The following is a 20,756-nucleotide window of genomic DNA, read 5'->3' as shown; positions in this document are numbered from 1 at the left end:
GGATGAGCGAGGATCCGCTCGTTATTGGCGGTCAAACGCTGAAATCGAGATTTTTGTTCGGAACGGGCCGGTTTCCAAGTCCCGCCGTGCTGCAAGAAGCGCTGGAAGCATCAGGCTCGGAGGTCATCACGTTCGCGGTGAGAAGAGTCAATCTTGAAAGCGTGGAAGACGACTCTGTGCTGCAGCACTTTGAGGATAGAAGCATTATTTATTTACCGAATACCTCGGGAGCACGAACAGCTGAAGAAGCCGTGCGAATCGCGCACCTGGCACGGGAAGCAGGTCTTGGCAATTGGATAAAGGTTGAAATCAGCGGCGATCACCGGACGCTGCTGCCTGATCCCATTGAAACGCTGCGCGCAACGGAAAAGCTGGCCAAAGATGGCTTCACCGTGCTTCCTTATACATCGGATGACCCGATTTTGTGCAGGCGGCTTGAGGAAGCGGGTGCGTCTGCGATCATGCCCGGCGGTTCCCCGATCGGATCAGGTCTCGGACTTCTCAATCCTTATAATCTAGGTCTTATTACAGAGCAGGCAGGCGTACCCGTTATCATTGATGCGGGCATTGGGTCGGCCAAGGATGCTGCCGAGGCGATGGAGCTGGGAGCAGACGGGATTCTAGCGAATACGCCAATCGCCAAAGCGCAGGACCCGGTCATGATGGCACGCGCGTTCCGGTTAGCCATAGAAGCGGGACGACTTGCGAGGCTGGCGGGCCGCATTCCGAAGAAGCGTTATGCCTCGGCGAGCAGCGATTGGGCCGGCTCGTTGTTTGAAGCAGCGGCTGGAAGCGGAGGGGAGCAGTAATGCCGCAATCGGTCATCATCCTCGGAGGCGGCATTATCGGCTTGTCCTGCGCCTTCGAAGCGGCACGAAGAGGTATGCTGGTGACGCTTATCGAGCCGCATGGACTGGGCGGCCAAGCATCCGGCGCGGCGGCGGGCATGCTTGCCCCTTATTCGGAAAACACCGAGCAGCCGGACGATTTCTTTCATCTATGCTTAAGCAGCCTTCAAAGCTACCCGGAGTGGATTAAAGCTGTCGAGGATGGGTCGGGCATGACGGCAGAGTGGGTGCAAAGCGGAAGCGTGAATGTGTTTATGCATGAAGCTGACGTACTTCCGATACAATCCAGACTGGATTGGCAAAATCGATGGGGGGCCGAGGCCCAGCTTATCGATGCGGCGCAGCTGCGGAAGCTGGAGCCCATGATTGCGCCTTCGGCGGTTGCCGGCGTATTCACGCCTAAAGAGAGCCATGTGTATGCTCCGAAGCTGGTTACCTCGCTTGAAGCAGCCTGCCGCAAGCTTGGCGTTCGCATTCTTGAGCATGCCGGGCAAATAGAAGATGTGCTTGTGCATCAGAGCGGCGGGGTATCGGTACGCGCTCAAGCTTTAAAAAGCCTTGTGCACTCGGATCGGCTGGTTGTATGCGCGGGCGCATGGTCGGGCGCTTATGAAAAATGGTTCGGGTTATCGATTCCGGTCCACCCGATTCGCGGTCAGATCTGCTCCTTCGGGCATGATGCCGCCGAAGTTCGCCATATGGTTTTTTCTAGTCAAGCCTATTGGGTCGGCAAAAATAATGGGCGCCTCGTTTGCGGCGCTTCCGAGGATGTATCGGGCTTCGAGACGAGCGTAACGGAGCGGGGAATCGGCCGATTGATCCGCAGCAGCAGCCGGTTGTTCCCATTTCTCGAGGGCAGGCAAACGGCACACCGCTGGGCCGGCCTGCGCCCTGCCACCAAGGACGGACAGCCGCTTCTCGGGCAAATTGCCGGAATGCCTTCCGTTATTATGGCATCGGGGCATTACCGCAACGGTATTTTGCTCAGCCCGATTACGGCGCTTCTTACCGCTGACATTTTGGAGGGGAAAGAGGTCAAGCCATCCATCAGCCGGTTCGCCCCAGATCGCTTTACGGCCGCAGCGCACAGGGGAATGGCCCGCGCCTTAAGATAGAATGAAGCCATTTCGTCACGAAATGGCTTTATTATTTCATTGAAACTTCATATAAAATCTGCTATATTGAAAACGAGAATCGTTATCAATGAAGTGGGTTTTTTTTATTCCTCTAAATAAGGCGCTTTAGATAGGCCTCGAATTCAATCATAATTTTCATCCAAAGTATACATACAGAAGGGTAGTTAAAAGATGTCTTCTCCATTAAACTCGAAAACGATGGCAGGCAGCAAGCTGCGCACAAGGCCATTAATGGCCACGATTATTTTGTTTGGCGGAGTCGCGGCGCTTTTATTCTCCTTGGCTCTATCGATCTCGGTCGGCGCAGCGGATATAAATCTCTCAACCGTATGGGATGGCGTATTCCGCTTTGACGCCGATAATGTCCAGCATCAAATTATCAAAGAGCTTCGAATGCCTCGTGCGCTCGCGGCTGCTTTGGTAGGCGCAGCGTTCGCCGTAGCCGGTTCGGTTATGCAGGGAATGACCCGGAATCCGCTCGCGGATTCCAGCTTGCTCGGCATTAACGCCGGCGCAGGATTTATGCTGGCGCTATGCTTTGCGTTTTTCCCATCGATTTCCTATATGGGGCTCATGTTTGTATGCTTTGCAGGCGCTGCTGTTTCCATGGGACTCGTTTACGGAATCGGATCGATGGCAAAGGGCGGATTAACGCCGGTTCGGCTTACGTTAGCCGGCGCGGCCGTCGGCGCGCTGCTTCTGGCGCTTACGGAGGGCATAGCGCTCTATTACAAAATCGGACAGGATTTGGCCTTCTGGTATGCAGGCGGCGTCGCAGGGATAAAATGGGAGCAAATTCAAATGGTCTCGCCATGGGTCATTGGCGGGTTGATCGGGGCTATTGCATTGTCCCGTTCGATTACCCTGCTCAGCTTAGGAGAGGACGTAGCCGTAGGTCTTGGCCAGCGAACAGGACTCGTAAAGGCAGCTGGCGTCATTATTGTTTTGCTGCTTGCCGGAACGGCAGTATCCGCGGTAGGCTCCATCGGATTTGTCGGCTTGATCATTCCCCATATTTCACGTTTTCTTGTTGGCGTCGACTATAAATGGATCATTCCATGCTCGGCCGTGCTCGGCAGCCTGCTGATGGTTCTGGCAGACATTGGCGGACGTATCATTAATCCGCCGGAGGAAGTGGCTATTGGCGTTATTATCGCAGTAATCGGCGTTCCTTTCTTCCTCTATCTTGTAACAAGAATGAAGGGGGAATAAGCGTGAATACTTTATTCATTTCAGCGACGGAGCAGCGCAGAAGAAAACGCGCGGTTCTGGTGATGACGGTGCTGGGAGCTTTAATCGTAGTATCCTTCATAATAAGCATGAATACGGGCTTGATTCGCTTAGCGCCAATCGACGTAATCAAAACCTTGTTCGGCGCAGGGACAGACAAGCAGGAGCTTATCCTATTTGATTTCCGGTTGCCGCGAATTGTCATTTCCATCCTCATTGGAGCGGGCTTTGCCGTATCGGGCTGCATTATTCAAGGGTTGTCCCGCAATCCGCTCGCCGATCCTGGTCTGCTTGGCATTAACGCAGGGGCCGGTCTTGCCGTCATTTTGTTTATCTCCTTTTATCCGACAACGGAGAAAGGATCGATTTTCTTAATGCCATTCCTTGCTTTGGTAGGTGCTTCGCTGACGGCGATCCTTATCTTTGTATTATCCTATAAGCGGCACCGGGGATTATTGCCTACTCGGATGATACTCGTCGGTATAGCGGTCGCAGCAGGCATCGCAGCGGCGATGCAAATATTGATTTTGCGTCTTACGCCGGAAAAATACCAGTATTTTGCCGTATGGATGGCTGGCAGCATTTGGGGAACGAACTGGAAATACGTGATGGCGCTGCTGCCATGGCTGATCATCATTTTTCCGTTTGTGCAATATAAGGCGAAATCGTTGAATGCTTTAAATCTTGGCGACCAAATGGCCATCGGTCTAGGCGCCGCGGTGAATAAGGAGCGCGCATGGCTGCTCGCGGCTTCAGTCGGGTTAGCAGGCTCCTGCGTCGCGGTAGGCGGAGGCATTGGCTTCGTGGGCCTTATCGCTCCGCATTTGGCTAGAAGATTGGTCGGCCCGCAGCATCAGGTGCTGATTCCGGCATCGGCTTTCGTCGGTGCCCTGCTCGTTACCGTAGCGGATACGCTGGCACGGTGGGCGTTTCAGCCTCATGAGATTCCGACCGGCATCGTCGTTGCGGTGATCGGTGCCCCCTATTTCTTATATCTGTTATCCAGATCCAAATAAACAGCTTCTTTAAAACCGCGGAAAGCAGCATGCTTCCGCGGTTTTTGTTTGAAGTAGGGCCGGATAGCCTTTTTCGTCACTTCTCCTTGTAGCGTGCCTATGGGTACCTGCATATATTACCTATGACATTTCAGGTGGAAGAAGGAGAGGACTATGAAAAATAACAGAAAAGGGAAAAGCCCGAAGGGGCGAAAGCCACTTTTTTATGTTGATAATCCGAATACTTCCGAGTTAAAGTGGCTGGATCAGTCTAAACCGAAGAAAGTTGCTTCGCCTAATCCGGCAGTAGAGCAAATGGCCAATGCCATACATGAGGATGAAGCTGAGATTACAATTCATGCGGCAAGCGCTGCTTTGGAAATGGAGAGCGCCGAAGCAGAAGCTTCGGACGATGAGCAGCCTGATTTGCTCGAGATTGATGCGTCTGAAATCGATGAGATATATGAAATCGTGGATGATGAGCAAATGAGCCAGGAAGAGAAGATGGAGCTGCTTGCGGAAAAGAAATATACGGAGGGGCCTACTCCGTTTATTTATACGGATGATTTGGTCGACTTCGCCGTTACCTCTGACAAAATTGCAGCCGGCGCGATCGAAAGCAGCAAGCTCGTAGCGGGCAGCGTCCAATCGGAGGCCATTGCAGATTATGCTGTAGAAAATATCCATATCGCGGACGGTGCCATAACATCGGCTAAAATCGCGCCGGAAACGATTACGGGATTCCATTTGACGGACCATTCGGTTTCCGGAGTCAAAATTTTGGACCACTCGATCGGCGGAAGTAAGCTGCAGGACGGAAGCATATCATCGGAGAAGCTGGCGGATCGTACGATCAGCTCGCATAAAATTGCAGAAGGATCGATCGAACCCAGACATTTAAAATCATTAATTATTACCTCTGAGCTGCTGGCGGACCAATCGATTACGTCGGAAAAAATTAAAAGCGGAGCCATCCGTGCCGATAATTTAGCGAATGATATTATTAGCAGCTCCAAGCTGGGGGAGGCTTCCGTTACGCGCTCGAAGCTGCGCGACGAGGCGGTAAACGGCGAGAAAATTGCGCCAGCGTCGATTGATGCCAGTCATCTGAAACCAGGCTTAATGCTTGCCGAGCATGTTGCGCCCGGCGCCATTAAGGGTAAACATTTAGCCCAGGGGGAAATTACCGCCAATCATCTGGCCGAGGGATCAGTAGGAGCCAGAGAGCTGCGGTCGGATGCCGTCAAAGCCAAGCACTTAGCCTCAGGATCAGTGGCTGCGGTACATCTTCAAGCGGGAGCCGTTCAAAACGGTCACATCGGTGCGGAACAAGTCAACAGCAGTAATCTCGCAGACCATTCCGTAACCTCCGCGAAGCTGGCCGATCAATCGGTATCGACAATCAAAATCGTCGATCACTCGGTTACTTTATCGAAGCTGTCAGACCAAAGCGTAAACGCGCAAAAGCTGTCCAACGATGCGGTGCTTAGCCGTCATTTGGGACGCTTCAGCGTCACATCGGACAAAATCGCCGAGGCTCAAATCCTGCAGTGGCATTTGGCTAACGATTCGGTATCGATCGAGCAGATCGCTCCGAATGCCATTATGAGAGAGCATGTGCAGGATGGCATTATTAACGAAGATAAGCTTGCGCTGCAATCTGTACGGAAGGAACATATCGCTAAAGCAGCCGTAGGCGTGACGCAATTAGCCGATGAGTCCGTTACCAAGTCCAAGTTAACCGAAGGCGCGGTGACATCGTCCAGTCTGGCGGACGGGTCAGTGGAGTCGAGACATGTAAAGGATGACAGCATTACGTTTCAAAAAATAGCTCCGGAAGCGTTAAGAGCGTATCATTTTTCGGCAGGCGCCGTGACGGAAGAGTCCATTTCGCCGAAAGCAGTAAACGGGGAGCATCTTCAGCCCGGCCTAATAGACAATAGCCATCTTGCTGTTAATGCAATTGACACGGAAAATCTGCAGGACGGAGCCGTAACGAGCAGTAAACTGGCTTACGGCGCTGTGACGGAGCGTTATATCGGATCTGGAGTCGTATTTTCACATCATTTGGCCGATCATATCGTCAATTCACTTAAGCTGTCCCCGGAATCTGTAACTGCTGATAAGCTGGCTGATTTAAGTGTTTTAACCTCGAAGCTAGCGGATGGAAGCGTGATAAGTGAAAAAATCGCACCGAACTCGGTTCAATCTGATCATTTAGCGGATGAATCCGTAAAAGCTAAGCATATTGGACATGGTGCGATTGGTTCATCGCATTTGCAGAATCATATCATTGGAACCAATCATCTAATTGCCCAATCGATTGGAACAGATGCGCTGCAGGATGGCGTCATAAACGCAGAGAAGTTATCAACCGGTTCTGTCCAGTCAAAGCAAATCGCAGATGAAGCCGTGAAGAGCCGTCATTTGGCAAATGCTTCGGTGCTTGGTATTCACTTAGGTGAAAATAGTGTGCACAGTGCCCATATTGCAGAAGAATCGATTATTCAGGAGAAGCTGTCTGCTGACAGCGTAGGTGAAAAACAGCTGCAAATCAGCTCTGTCGGAGCTGCAGCACTGCAGCAAGGTGCTGTTAGCACAGAGCACATAGCAGACGGTACAATTACGTCCGATAAACTGACGGAACTGTCAATCAGCTCGAAGCATTTACAGCCTGGGGCTGTGAAGGCGGCGAATTTGGATGCGGATAGCGTAAGCGAGTCGGCCATTCAGGCTGGAGCGGTAACTGGGGCGAAGATTGATTTCGGGGCGGTATCGGCAGAGCACGTGCAGCTGGAATCGTTAGCGGGTAAGCATTTTAAGGCCGATACGATACAGGGGTATCACATCCGCAAGGGGACGATTACGCTTGGTCATCTTGCTGACGAAGTGCTTGCTTTCGAGAAAATATCGGATGATACGATTCCCGGCAGCAAAGTTAGGCAGGGTTCGGTTAGCCAAAAGCAATTGGCGGAAAACAGCGTAGGAACGGTTCAGCTCGTTTCAGGCGCTGTCACACGTGAGAAGTTGTTCACGGCTGCGGTTGGCAGTGAGCAAATCGAATCGGGTGCAGTCCGGACAGAACAACTGGCTGTTGGCAGCGTCACGAAGGAGAAGCTGGAGCTCAGGAGCGTAGGAGCAGACCAGCTGGAAGATTGCGGCGTAACGACTGAAAAGCTGGCAATCGGCAGCGTACGCACAGAGCAGCTCTCGGCAGGCAGCGTAACGAAGGAGAAGCTGGCGCCCGAAAGCGTAGGGGCAGAGCAATTGGAAGCCAGCAGCGTAACAATGGAGAAGCTGGCTCACGGAAGCGTAGGCGAGGAACAGCTTTCTGCAGGCAGCGTAACGAAGGAGAAGCTGGCGCTCGAAAGCGTAGGAGCAGAACAACTGGAAGCCGGCAGCGTAACGATGGAGAAGCTGGCTCTCAGAAGCGTAGGAGAGGAGCAGCTTTCTGCAGGCAGCGTAACGACCGAGAAGTTGGCGCTTAGGAGTGTAGGAGAGGAGCAGCTGTCCGCAAGAAGCGTTACGGAAGAAAAGCTGGCGCCCGGAAGCGTCATTGAAGAGATACTGGCGTTCGGAAGCGTAAGTACGGAGAAGCTGTTAGCAGGCAGCGTAACGACGGAGAAGCTGGCGTTTGAAAGCGTAGGCTCGGATCAGCTTGCTCCAAGCAGCGTAACGACGGAGAAACTTGCAAATGGCTCCATAAGCGAAGAAAAGCTGGCCGATGGAAGCGTAAGTCAAGAGAAGTTAGGGCTCGGAAGCGTTGGAAATGAGCAGTTGTCAGACGGCAGCGTAACTTCGGAAAAGCTGGCATTAGGAAGTATAAATGCAGAGCAACTGTCGACGGGCAGTGTGACTTCAGAGAAGTTGGCGCATGGAAGCGTACGTGAAGAACAGCTGTCGACAGGCAGCGTAACGCAGGAGAAACTGGCATTTGGAAGCGTAGGAGAGGAGCAACTGTCAGCCGGCAGTGTAACGACGGAGAAGCTGGCGCATGGAAGCGTAGGAACAGAGCAGCTGACGGATGGCAGTGTAACGACGGAGAAGCTGGCACTGAAAAGCGTGAAAGCCGAGCAATTGGACCATGGAAGCGTGGGTACGGAGCAGCTATCGGCCGGCAGCGTAACAACGGAGAAGCTGGCGCAGGGAAGCATTGGATCGAGGCAGCTTTTGGCAGGGAGTGTAACCTCCGATAAGCTAACCTTCGGAAGCGTTGGAACGAAGCAATTGTCGGCCGGCAGCGTAACGAAGGAAAAGCTGGCATTTGGAAGCGTTGGAACGAAGCAGCTCTCGGCGGGCAGTGTAACGACGGAAAATCTTGCGATTGGAAGTGTAGGAGAAGAGCAATTGTCGGAGGGCAGCGTAACGATAGAGAAGCTGGCATTCGGAAGCGTGGGATCAAAACAACTTTTGGCGGGCAGTGTAACGGCGGAAAAGCTGGCGCAGGGAAGCGTAGGTGAAGAGCAGCTTTCGGCGGGCAGCGTAACGACGGAAAAGCTGGCGGAGGGAAGCGTAGGTGAAGAGCAGCTTTCGGCAGGCAGCGTAACAACGGATAAGCTGGCCATAGGAAGCGTAAGAGAAGAGCAGCTTTCGGCAGGCAGCGTTACAACGGATAAGCTGGCGATTGGAAGCATAAGAGAAGAGCAGTTGTCGGCAGGAAGCGTAACGACAGAAAAGCTGGCGATTGGTAGCGTAGGAGAAGAACAATTGTCGGAGGGCAGCGTAACGACAGAGAAGCTGGCGCAGGGAAGCGTAAGAGAAGAGCAGCTGTCAGCAAGAAGCGTAACGACGGAAAAGCTGGCGATTGGGAGCGTAGGAGAAGAGCAGCTTTCGGCAGGAAGCGTAACGACGGAAAAGCTGGCGATTGGGAGCGTAGGAGAAGAGCAGCTTTCGGCAGGAAGCGTAACGACGGAAAAGCTGGCGATAGGAAGCGTAGGAGAAGAGCAGCTTTCGGCGGGAAGCGTAACGACGGAAAAGCTGGCGATAGGAAGCGTAGGAGAAGAGCAGCTGTCAGCAAGAAGCGTAACGACGGAAAAGCTGGTGATAGGAAGCGTAGGAGAAGAGCAGCTTTCGGCAGGCAGCGTAACGACGGAAAAGCTGGCTATAGGAAGCGTAGGAGAAGAGCAGCTTTCGGCAGGCAGCGTAACGACGGAAAAGCTGGCTATAGGAAGCGTAGGAGAAGAGCAGCTTTCGGCGGGAAGCGTAACGACGGAAAAGCTGGCGATAGGAAGCGTAGGAGAAGAGCAGCTGTCGGCAGGCAGCGTAACGACGGAAAAGCTGGTGATAGGAAGCGTAGGAGAAGAGCAGCTTTCGGCAGGCAGCGTAACGACGGAAAAGCTGGCTATAGGAAGCGTAGGAGAAGAGCAGCTTTCGGCAGGCAGCGTAACGACGGAAAAGCTGGCTATAGGAAGCGTAGGAGAAGAGCAGCTTTCGGCAGGCAGCGTAACGACGGAAAAGCTGGCTATAGGAAGCGTAGGAGAAGAGCAGCTTTCGGCAGGCAGCGTAACGACGGAAAAACTTGCACTTGGTAGCGTAGGAACGGAGCAATTGTCCGTTGGCAGCGTAACTGCATCGAAGTTGGAACATGGAAGCGTAGGAACCGAGCATCTGTATGAGGGTAGCGTAACGAAGGAAAAGCTGGCGTTCGGGAGTGTAGGAGCGGAGCAGCTGACGATTGGCAGCGTAACGAAGGAGAAGCTGGCGCATGGAAGCGTAGGACCAGAGCAGCTTTCGGCAGGCAGCGTAACGACGGAGAAGCTGGCGTTTGGAAGTGTAGGACCAGAGCAGCTGACGGATGGCAGCGTAACGACGGAGAAGCTGGCGTTTGGAAGCGTAGGACCAGAGCAGCTGACGGATGGCAGCGTAACGAAGGAAAAGCTGGCGCATGGAAGCGTAGGACCAGAGCAGCTGACGGATGGCAGCGTAACGACGGAGAAGCTGGCTCATGGAAGCGTAGGTTCAGAGCAGTTGACAGACGGCAGCGTAACGACGGAAAAGCTGGCGCATGGAAGCGTAGGACCAGAGCAGCTGAAAGATGGTAGTGTAACGACGGAAAAGCTGGCGCATGGAAGCGTAGGACCAGAGCAGCTTTCGGCAGGCAGCGTAACGACGGAGAAGCTGGCGCATGGAAGCGTAGGACCAGAGCAGCTGACGGATGGCAGCGTAACGACGGAGAAGCTGGCGTTTGGAAGTGTAGGACCAGAGCAGCTGACGGATGGCAGCGTAACGAAGGAAAAGCTGGCGCATGGAAGCGTAGGACCAGAGCAGCTGACGGATGGCAGCGTAGGACCAGAGCAACTAGCTGCGGGCAGTGTGACAGCAGATAAGCTCGCACCAGGCCTGCTGCAAGAGTATATTTTTGACCAAGGAACAATCCTGCCATTGCAGCAAACGCCGATTGAGCTATCTAGATTAAGTTTTGCTCCTGTTATATCGACTTCAAGGAGAGGAGTCGCTAAGCAACAGTTCGGATTGTCGCCCTTTAGCTTCACTTCTCAAGAAGAGCAGATCCAAGTCGTTATTTCGTTCGAAGAGCCTTTCACGGATGATCGTTACGTACTGACAGCGACGATTGATAATCCCGCTTGTTATGCAGTCATATTATCCAAAACGGCCGAGCAAGCCACAATTACCGTTATTCGTACGCGCATCAGCCATGATCCCAGCGGAGACATTAACTGGATTGCAATCGGAAGAGCATAGATACAAAAAGAGGATTCTGTACGCATAATGTGTCAGAATCCTCTTTTTTAATGAGCAGATGTTTGAAGAAATCTCTTGTTTATCAATCGCAATCTTTTCTTTCATTGTCTCTACTATCAGATATCAGCCACTTATTCCTTTGTCTAGTGACATAGCATAGTAAATAAATTATAAAAAAATGGTAGTTTCTCATTCCTAAACCTCCCACTGTAATTTAGTAAAAGTTCAGCGAGTTACATATCTAAATACCTTTAATCCATTCCAAAGTGCATATTCACAACACAATATCCTCTGATTCATGTTCTGAATTCAATATAATCCGTGTCTATTATGTAGTCTAGTATCTAATAATCTCCATCCTCTCAGAAGGTCGTGATTATTTGGACACCTACTTCACCATTGCTAAAATGTTGGATAAACCTATCTATCTGTCATTCCAAAGAAACCTAAAAAATGGTGGTTAAAAAGCCTAATGTGAAACAACTTATTTTCAATACTGCTCATGTTTCGTATGCAATGATAAAATAGGCCTTTACTAATGGATATTTATCTATACCGACCATTGTCCCTCCTCATATAACTACTTAGGGAGGATGTTTCATGTATGAGCAGAACCAAACGGTAATCATCAGGGAAAATAAGTTTCAAGTGACTCTTTAGACCCGGTAATTGATAATATGGGCTTTAATCCGTAAGAACTATTAAACGTACTAGGAGGCACGCCTTGCAGGTGAGAATCCATGTCGGGAATGCAGACCGATTGCCAGGCATGAGTTCTCCAATTCGGGTCGTGGTTGAAATAAAAACTCTCCCACAAAAGGAAGGTATGTTGGACGGAACAAGGAATCCCTTTTCCATTTGCCTCGGCACATGCCGAGAGGCTAATGACATTTCAGGAGGAAGAAGGAGAAAAAAATGGAAAAAAGCAGAAAAGGGAACAGCCCGAGAGGGCGGAAGCCGCTTTTTTATGTTGAAAATCCGAATACTTCCGAGTTAAAGATGCTGGATGATTTGAACAAAAGGAAACCAAGCGTGAAAAGCATGGGATCAAAACGAGCGATAAAAGCAGAGCATCCGGATTTGCTTGAATTTGAAGTATCTGAAGATCTTGAAGATATTGAAGATATTGAGGATCCTCAGAAAATGGTTGAAGATGTACTAGAGCCTACATTGAAAGAGAAACTGGAAAGAGTTGCGAAAAAGAAAAGCCTTGATGCGCTAAATCCATTTATTTATACGGACGACTTGGTTGACTTAGCGGTTACCACAGAAAAAATTGCACCTGGTGCGATCGACAGCAGTAAGCTCAGAACAGGAAGCGTTCAATCGGGCGCCATTGCCGATTATGCAGTTGAGAACATTCATATTGCGGATGGCGCCATTTACTCTTCTAAAATTGCGAATCATACGATTACCGGGGACCATTTGACGAACAACGCGATATCCGGAGATAAAATTTTGGACCTCTCTATCCATGCAAGCAAGCTTCAGAATGGAAGCATTACGTCGGAAAAGCTCGCTGACCGCACGATTAGCGCACACAAAATAGCATTGGGCTCCATTGACTCCAAACATTTGAAGCCATTTGCGATTACAACGGAGCTGTTAGCCGAACAGTCGATTACATCGGAAAAAATAAAAAACGGAGAGATCCGTCCAGAAAACTTAGCTAATGATTCCATTAACACTTCGAAGCTCGCAGACGGTGCGGTTACGGAGTCGAAGCTGCGCGATGGAGCCGTTACAGGCGATAAGATTGCTAAGGAAGCATTAGATTCCGTTCATTTGAAGCCTGGCTTACTATTAGCCGAGCATGTTGCGCCAGGTATCATTCAGGGAAAGCATATGACTTTAGGCGAAATCAAAGCCGAGCACTTGGCGGAAGGGGCGGTAGGAACAAGGGAACTGAAAGCGGGCGCAGTCGAATCGGAAAATATAGCGATCAACTCGGTTTCTTCAACCCACCTGCAGAAAGAGGCAGTTCAAAGCTCACATCTCGGAAAAGGGCAAATCAACAGCGCTCATCTCGCTGAACAGTCGGTAACGTCGGAGAAGTTATCCGATCACTCGGTATCAACGAAGCACCTGTCGAAGAACGCCATTGAGAGCGATCATTTGCAAGACGGAATTATTAATAAAGATAAACTTGCGCCGCATGCCGTTCTTCAGAAGCATATTGGTTATGGGGCAATAGGGATGGCGCAATTGGCCAATGAGTCGGTCACAAGCAGTAAGCTGGCGGGTGGTTCTGTGCTTGGTACCCACCTGAGCGAAAGCAGCATACGCGGCGCTCATTTGGTGGATAATTCCGTTACTTCTGAGAAGCTGTCGGAGAGCAGCGTAGGTGAAAAACAGCTGCAGAATGGTGTTGTTGGGGCTGCGGCACTGAAGCCAGAAGCTGTAGGGACGGTGCATTTAGCTGCAGGCTCGATAACAACCGACAAAATCGCCGAGCTGTCCATACGTGAGAATCAGCTGCAAGACGGTGCCGTAACCGGAGCTAAGCTTGTTCACGGTGCGGTAATTGGCGAGCATGTTCAACCGGATTCGTTAGCGGGCAAGCACTTGAAGGCAGAAACAGTTGAAGGGCATCACATTCGTAAGGGGAATATTACGCTAGCGCATCTCTCAGGTGAAGTACTTGCGTTATTCGGCGTAGTTTTCAGCGGGGAGCGCAACAAGGAAAAAGCTCTCGCTCAGAATAGTAAACGAAAAGCGGTTGTCGCCAGCAAACGTAACGAGGGAGCAGCTGGCGCTCAGAAGCGTAGGAGTAAGGCAGCTGCTGACAGGCAGAGAAAAAAGGGGAAATCGGGTGCCCGGAAGCAACGGATCTAACAAAATAGCCGAACAAGCAACTAATACCGTTATCCGTACATGCATCAGTTATGATCCCAAAGAAGATATTAACTGGTTTGCAATCGGCAGGTACAGAAACAAGAAGAGGATTTTGTACGCGAAAGCGTCAAAATCCTCTTTTTTTTATGGAGCAGTTGGACATTGAACCTATGGTTTAATTTCGGGAACTACACGAATGCCGTTACGGTTAGGCAAATCCTACATACAATATCATGTTAAACTATTCGATCATTTGACAGAAATGGAGTGATCGCCGATGAGACGAATTAAAAATAAAGCCAAGCGTCTTAAAAGAAAAAGTGAATTGCAAACACATGTGAATAAACGATTTGAAGATTCCAACCGAGGTTTGGAAGAAGGCTACCAGCAAGGATTAGAAGCAGGTTTTAAAAGTTTTGATTCGTATTTTGACGGAACGAGTATTATTGTTACGAGCCATAACGAGGCAGAAAGCGTTAAGCGATGTATCGAAAGTATTATCAATTATACATCCTTGAGCTACGAAATAATCGTTGTCGATAACAACTCATCCGATGGAATTGAGCACTATTTGAAGCAGCTGAACGGAATGGTGAGATATCATATTTTATCGCATAATCATGGTTTTGCCGGAGCAATGAACAGGGGCTTAATGATGGCAAAAGGTACGACGATTTTACTGTTAAGCAACGATGTTGTCTGTACAGACAATTGGCTTCATAATCTGTTAATTTGCTTAAAAAGCAATCCTAGCATTGGCATAGTAGGAGCGGTGTCGAATGGTATGAACGGCGAACAACGGATAGAACCTTTTTACAGATCTGTGGAGAACATGCAGGAATTTGCGACATTGAACAATATAAGTGATCCTTCTAGATGGAGCACTTCAGAGAGATTGTCCTTCCAATGCTTATTGTTTAGCCGCGATCTGCTAGAGAAGGTCGGTTTTTTGGATGAAGGTTGTATAGAAAGACCATACGTTGAGGAAGATTATTGCATCAGAGTAAGGAATTTAGGACTTAAATTGGTCTATGCAGGTGATGCTTTCGTTCATCTGACTTCTGACGATAAGAAGATCCGGGGCAGTGAAGAAGAAGCGGAAAAGAAAAAAGGTTTGCTCTATTTCAATGATAAATGGAATAAACCGTATGAAGTTTTGAATTCCTTGGCACATAACAGCGGGATACACTGGACAGACGCCCGGCAATTAGCAGAATGGGATGAACGGAGGCTTGGCGAATCTGCATTTTACCCGCAAGCGATTGCAGTGAAAGGATTAACTGAAACTATTTTCTGGATTGAGGATGGCGTCCGGAGAGCCATTGAAGGGATCTGGGATGGACCTGTCATTCAGTTGTCTCAGATTGATTTAAGGCGATGGACTATCGGGCCAGTTTTGAAAGAAGAGGAAGTTCAGCAAAAATTGGATCTTGTCCAAGGAGGCGGGCAGCTTACCGAACTGCATGGTTCAATTTGCATTAAAGCAGATGGCGGTATGTATTATATGGAAAAAGGCATGAAACGAGCAATCGTTAGTCCTTTAGCTGCTGAAGCATGGTTCATGAATAGTCGTTCGCAGATTAGCTTATTAGAATCAGAGCTTCTTGACGTACCCGATGGATTGCCTATAATTGGACCGACCAAGCTTCGGCAAGCCTTGTAATTACGTTTATCGTTAGGAGGTAAAATCAATGGCAGTAAGTAAGATAAAGTCTCTTCAGCGCAGAAAGCCAGCACAAAGAAAGCGCCTTTCACAAAAGAATAACGAACGCGTACAATTTGGCCAGGTTTTTAACAATAGTTATAATACAGGTTTTGCAAAAGGCTTTGAGGAAGGACATCAATTGGCTTATGAGCAGCAGCCATAAGCCAGATGGAAACAGCCTTATATCCGTAATTGTTTCGTTTAAGTAAGTTGAAACGAAAGGATATAGGGCTGTTCGGCATACTTAGAGCGACCAACGAATAATGATTCCGGCTTGCGTTAATCCGCCGCCAAAGCCGTACAGCAGCATAAGCTGGTCTTGTTTAATCGTGCCAGCTTTAACCGCGCCGTCTATGGCGAGCGGGATCGAGGCTGCCGAAGTATTTCCGAATAGCTTGATGCTGGAAAGCGTTTGGTCCAGCGAGAAGCCGGTTCTCTCGCAAAGCGCTTCAATGATGCGCATATTCGCGCTGTGCGGAATGAACCAATCGATGTCCGCTGCCGAGAGGCTGCTGCGCGTCATGAGCTGCTTTACCCCTTCCGCTACATGGCTGACAGCCCAGCGGTATACTTCCCGGCCATTTTGCACGATTAATCCGTTCGGTTGAATAACATGATCTCCTATAGCAGAAGCTAAGCTGCTGCGGTAAAGCTGATGCCCGCGGGCACCGTCTGTTTTAGAATACATATGCAATACGTTTCCGCTGCCGCTACCCGAGGCTTCCATAAGGAAGGCTCCGGCTCCGTCACCAAATAATATGCATGTTGTCCGGTCAGAATAATCGGTCACTTTAGATAATGTTTCGGCACCAATGACCAGTACCTTGCGATAAGCGCCGGATACCAATAATCCGTTAGCGAGCTGAATGGCAGCCGTAAAACCGGCGCAAGCGGCTTGCAAGTCGACGGAACCGCAGTTTTCGATGCCAAAATGAGATTGAACCTGCGAGGCTACGCTTGGAAACACGGCATCGGGAGTAGAGGTGGCTACGATGATATAGTCGATATCGGTTACGTCTTTGTTGTAGCGTTCCATCATATCTTGGACGGCTGCGAAACAAAGATGGCTCGTGAATTGATGATCTGACGCGATATGACGCTCCTGTATACCTGTTCGCTGCACGATCCATTCATCGCTCGTATCGACGAGCTTCTCTAAATCGGCATTCGTTAATATCCTCTCCGGAACATAGGAGCCAATCGCGGTAATTATGGCATTTGAGCGAATTTCGGATTGATTTCTATCGGTCATCCTCGGGACCTCCCTAAAAATTAGTATCAAGTACTAGTACCTGATGCTAATTTACTTCATTGCTGCGCTCTTGTCAACGCCATGAATAGTTCAAAAGTGATTGGCGAACGCTAATGAGGGGCCTGAAGCCTGATCAAACCGAAATGGAGGATGGCTAAATGCACAAAAAAATTATTGCGATATCCGCAGGCGTACTGCTTGGCACAATGCTTGCGGGCTGTTCGGAAAATCAAGGGGATTTGGGCAATAAAAATATTCGTTCAAACAGCATAAGATATGATGCTAACGGTAATTTGTTAAAGGACAAGCGCTTTGCCGACGATCAGATGAATGAAATGAACCGAGTAAACGGCCGCAGGCTGAACAGCAATAACGTTATCGGGTCGCATAAAAATTACCGGATGGAAATGAGCGAGAAAATCGCCGAACAAATTACGAAAATGGATGCGGTTAAAGTATCGTACGTCTTGCTCACCGATCAAAATGCCTATGTTGCGGTATCCCTGGACGAGGAAGAGCCTACGGGGGACTCTAAAATGATGAGCCGTACAAATACGGGTTACATGGGCAAAGAAGGCGCCCGTATGAGCAGGCGAATGAGCAGCTTGTCTACGGGACAAAATATGCTTACCGATCAAATAAAAGATGAAATCGCAAACGAGGTCAAGCGTTTGAAGCCAAGCGTGGAGCATGTTTATGTCTCTGCCAATCCGGATTTTGTGGGACGCATGAATGCGTATATGAACGATGTGAAGCTCGGGCATCCCATCCAAGGTTTTATTGCTGAATTTAATTCCATGGCGGAGCGAATATTCCCGGCGTTATCCGGCGACGATAAATTAAAAAGCTCAAGCACACGAAGCAAACGCATGTTATACGACTGATATATTCATAGAGCAGATGAAAACCGGTTTAAGGAGCACTCGCTCACTGAACCGGTTTTTTTGCGCATAAATCTGATCGAGTGACAGATTTAAGAGAATTAAAATAGGCTTTAATAGGGGTTTCCTATTAAAATAGGCCCTCATAGGATAATACATACCTTTAATTAGATTGGGAGGAGCAGCGTGATAATAGGGACGGTTACAAGCGCGGGCGATTTACCGAATGCAATGGTCATGGCAAGATCGGTCAAACAAAATATGCCGGATAGCAAAGTCGTCGTAGGGATCATAGAAGCTAAAGTTCCGGAATCGGCACTCCGTTTTCCTTGTTTCGATGAAGTCATATTAATGAAAGATCTATCTTCGATCTCCAATTCAAATAAATTTTTCTTTCAATATACGGTGCAAGAAGCCATCCGTTCATGCAAAGCGCTGTTGATGAAGCATATTTACGATAAATACACGGCTGAGGAAATAATGGTTTATTTGGATGCAGACATGATGTTGTATGGTCCTTTGGATGAGCTTCCCGCCATATTGGCGGAGCATCCAGTTGTGCTTACGGGCCATTTCATTTTTCCCGAGACGTTGGATCCGGATCATTTGGAAGATGTGCGGAAAAGCGGCATACATTATTCAGGTTTTGCCGCGTTGAAAAGACATGCTGAGGCTGAGAAATACTTGCTTTGGCGTTCAAAGCTTAGCGCTCATCACGGCTATTACGATCATGAGCAAAATCGGTTTGCGGATCAAGATTGGTTAGATATTTCGCATCATTTTTTTGATGGAATATATTCTTTGCGTCATGCCGGTTATTCTGTAACTTCCTTAAATTTAATCGAGAGATGGAATATTGACCAAATCCGCGAGGACTTCTATGTCATAAATGAGCAACCGCTGCGCTGCCTTCAATTTTCACCCCAGTTTCAGCTGGCTGCCGCGTGGATCGATCTAGGCAAGGGAGAAATATACAATGAATTATATAACCGGTATCTTATCGAGGTAAAAGAACTGGAACGGAGCAATCAGCGGTTATCGCAGTGGAGCTACGGATGCTTCTCGAGCGGGGAGCCAATCACGGACGAAACGAAAAGGATTTTTCTCAAAAATTATTATGAAAACCCGGAAATTGAAAACCCTTTTTCGTTATCCAATGCCTACTTCAGAATGGAGCAAGAGAATACGGACACCAGTATAATGCCCATTCCTGTCCCGCTGGTGAAAAACGCGCCAAAGCAGAGCCGGAAAATTCAGGTTAGAAAAACAAAAGCAAGGCGAAGAAGACTCCACGCCATACGAAAAAAGCGTATTCGCCGCAACGGTTAACGCAGAGTTTGATAACGCTTTAACGAAGGAATAGGCATCTACCATCATGTAGATGCCTATTTATTTTCTGCAAGCGATACCTCGCTAAGGCAAACCAACCCTATATAATTCCACGCTTTCTCTACTTAATAGTAGTAGAACGTCCAAACCGCTTAATGCATCACCTCATATACTAATCTTAGCTTAGTAACAAACTAGAAAGAAGGCGAGAAAATAGGATATGAGTGATAACCTACAACCCCAAACCAATAAAGAGCAGCGAACAGTGGCGATCATCGGCCAAGGTTATGTCGGGCTTCCGTTGGCGCTTCTCTTTGTAAAAAAGGGATTTCATGTGCTCGGAATCGATTTGGATCACAGAAAAATTGAAATGCTGCGCAAAGGAAAGAGCTATATCACTGAGATTCCGGACAGCGATATTCAGGACGCCATAGCCTCCGCAAGGTACACTCCAACCGATCAGTTCAGCTTTATGGAAGCTGCTGAAGCCATCGTTATTTGTGTTCCCACGCCGCTAACCTCGTATGGAACGCCGGATTTAAGTTATTTGACGCAAGCCGCGGCGGAAATCGGCGGCAGATTGCAGAAAGGCCAGCTGGTTATTTTGGAGAGCTCGACTTATCCGGGAACGACCAGGGAGGTGCTGCTGCCTGTCTTGAATAAAACTGGATTGCAGGCGGGTTCAGACTTCTTCGTTGCCTATTCGCCAGAGCGGGTGGATCCAGGGAACGAGGCGTTTCCGGTTGAGAACATTCCGAAAGTAGTAAGCGGAATTACGCCTAACTGCCTAGCCAGAGTAGAAGAGTTATACGGGCAGCTGTTTATCAAGGTCCATCCTGTTTCTTCAACAGACGCAGCCGAGATGACGAAACTATTGGAAAACTCGTACAGACTGATCAATATATCATTTATCAATGAATTGGCAATGATTTGCGATGTTCTCCAATTGAACTTATGGGAGATTATCGAAGCAGCTAACAGTAAGCCGTTCGGCTTCAAGGCCTTTTATCCAGGCCCGGGAATCGGCGGTCATTGCATCCCGGTCGATCCTTCTTATTTGTTATGGAAAATCAAACAATTCGGTCTTGATTCTGATTTTATTCAAATTTCGAATGCGGTTAATCATATGATGCCTTTGTACATCACTCGTCAGCTTAAACAACATCTAGAACAGAAGTCGCTGACGGGCTCACGAATATTAGTTTATGGGGCTGCTTACAAACGGGATATCGCCGATTACCGCGAGTCCGCTTCCCTTGAGCTCATGCATATGCTTGAGATTGAAGGAGCAGATGTATTTTATCATGATCCGTATATTCCTTCCTTGCAGCTTGGCGATAACAAATATGACAGCTTAGAGCTGACCGAAGAAAATGTAAAGAAAATGGATTGCATCGTCATCGCTACCGATCACTCATCGATGCCTCTGGCGTTCATACTGGAACACGCGTTGCTTATATATGACACACGGAATGTGACTAAAGACATGACGGGCAAAGCTAGGATCGTGCGGCTTGGCGGGGGTATTTCTTGAAAAAAAGATAGTCTACTTCGATCGAAAGAGCATAGGTGGGTTCTTTGAAAATAGTGACTGTTATTGGGGCCAGGCCGCAATTTATCAACGCCTCAATGATCAGTAGGGTGAGGGTGCTGCAGGGCTGCGTTTGAAGCGATTGAGTCTGTTTCGTATATCGAACAGCCTCAATCGCTGTTAGTTTATGATGATACCTATTCCACGCTGGCTGTAGTTTGGCTACATCGAAGTTAGGTATTCCAATTGCTCATGTTGAGTCGGAATTACTCAGTTTTAACAAAAAAAAGCCGGAAAAAACCGAGTGGCTAC

General features: G+C 48.9%; 12 protein-coding genes. 11 read left to right on the top strand and 1 reads right to left on the bottom strand.

Features of this window, described 5'->3' with window-relative positions:
- The first annotated feature begins 2 nt into the window (after positions 1 to 2).
- From ACN6MW_RS03985 to ACN6MW_RS03950, 8 genes are all read left to right on the top strand, one after another.
- A complete protein-coding gene (locus ACN6MW_RS03985; protein WP_364153612.1) occupies positions 3 to 809 on the top strand; it encodes a thiazole synthase in 807 nt (268 codons plus the stop codon).
- Positions 809 to 1,963, top strand: a complete 1,155-nt coding sequence (thiO, locus tag ACN6MW_RS03980; protein ID WP_419874323.1) for a glycine oxidase ThiO — start codon at positions 809 to 811, stop codon at positions 1,961 to 1,963. The genes ACN6MW_RS03985 and thiO overlap by 1 nt, the downstream gene beginning before the upstream one ends.
- Before the next feature lie 192 nt (positions 1,964 to 2,155).
- The gene (locus tag ACN6MW_RS03975) at positions 2,156 to 3,196 is read left to right on the top strand and encodes a FecCD family ABC transporter permease (protein ID WP_419874322.1); all 1,041 of its coding nucleotides are present in this window, start codon (positions 2,156 to 2,158) and stop codon (positions 3,194 to 3,196) included.
- A gap of 62 nt (positions 3,197 to 3,258) precedes the next feature.
- Positions 3,259 to 4,230 (top strand): FecCD family ABC transporter permease, encoded by a 972-nt coding sequence (locus tag ACN6MW_RS03970; RefSeq protein ID WP_419876268.1) that lies wholly within the window; start codon positions 3,259 to 3,261, stop codon positions 4,228 to 4,230.
- Between the two features lie 153 nt (positions 4,231 to 4,383).
- Entirely contained in the window at positions 4,384 to 10,911 is a 6,528-nt protein-coding gene (locus tag ACN6MW_RS03965; protein ID WP_419874321.1) for a WIAG-tail domain, read from the top strand.
- Between the two features lie 915 nt (positions 10,912 to 11,826).
- Positions 11,827 to 13,746 (top strand): hypothetical protein, encoded by a 1,920-nt coding sequence (locus ACN6MW_RS03960; RefSeq protein WP_419874320.1) that lies wholly within the window; start codon positions 11,827 to 11,829, stop codon positions 13,744 to 13,746.
- Positions 13,747 to 14,023: 277 nt separating this feature from the next.
- Positions 14,024 to 15,409, top strand: a complete 1,386-nt coding sequence (locus ACN6MW_RS03955; protein ID WP_419874319.1) for a glycosyltransferase family 2 protein — start codon at positions 14,024 to 14,026, stop codon at positions 15,407 to 15,409.
- A gap of 28 nt (positions 15,410 to 15,437) precedes the next feature.
- Positions 15,438 to 15,614: a hypothetical protein gene (locus ACN6MW_RS03950; RefSeq protein ID WP_419874318.1), complete on the top strand. Its 177-nt coding sequence runs from the start codon at positions 15,438 to 15,440 to the stop codon at positions 15,612 to 15,614.
- A gap of 81 nt (positions 15,615 to 15,695) precedes the next feature.
- Here ACN6MW_RS03950 and ACN6MW_RS03945 read toward each other — a convergent pair whose 3' ends face one another.
- A complete protein-coding gene (locus ACN6MW_RS03945; protein WP_419874317.1) occupies positions 15,696 to 16,703 on the bottom strand; it encodes a ketoacyl-ACP synthase III in 1,008 nt (335 codons plus the stop codon).
- 158 nt (positions 16,704 to 16,861) lie between these two features.
- Between ACN6MW_RS03945 and ACN6MW_RS03940 the strand changes: the two genes are divergently transcribed.
- The 3 genes from ACN6MW_RS03940 to ACN6MW_RS03930 all read left to right on the top strand — a co-directional run bounded on the left by ACN6MW_RS03940 (position 16,862) and on the right by ACN6MW_RS03930 (position 20,447).
- Positions 16,862 to 17,587 carry a YhcN/YlaJ family sporulation lipoprotein gene (locus ACN6MW_RS03940; RefSeq protein WP_419874316.1) on the top strand — a complete coding sequence of 242 codons (726 nt, stop codon included), beginning with the start codon at positions 16,862 to 16,864 and terminating at the stop codon, positions 17,585 to 17,587.
- Positions 17,588 to 17,770: 183 nt separating this feature from the next.
- Complete coding sequence (locus ACN6MW_RS03935) at positions 17,771 to 18,913, top strand: hypothetical protein (RefSeq protein ID WP_419874315.1); 1,143 nt, start codon at positions 17,771 to 17,773, stop codon at positions 18,911 to 18,913.
- A gap of 220 nt (positions 18,914 to 19,133) precedes the next feature.
- Positions 19,134 to 20,447, top strand: a complete 1,314-nt coding sequence (locus ACN6MW_RS03930) for a nucleotide sugar dehydrogenase (protein WP_419874314.1) — start codon at positions 19,134 to 19,136, stop codon at positions 20,445 to 20,447.
- Positions 20,448 to 20,756 lie beyond the last annotated feature (309 nt).

This window comes from Pristimantibacillus sp. PTI5 (assembly GCF_048572955.1).
Lineage (GTDB): Bacteria > Bacillota > Bacilli > Paenibacillales > Paenibacillaceae > Pristimantibacillus.
The sequence above is the reverse complement of the archived record's forward strand: the minus strand, read 5'-3'. Positions and strand labels throughout refer to the sequence as shown.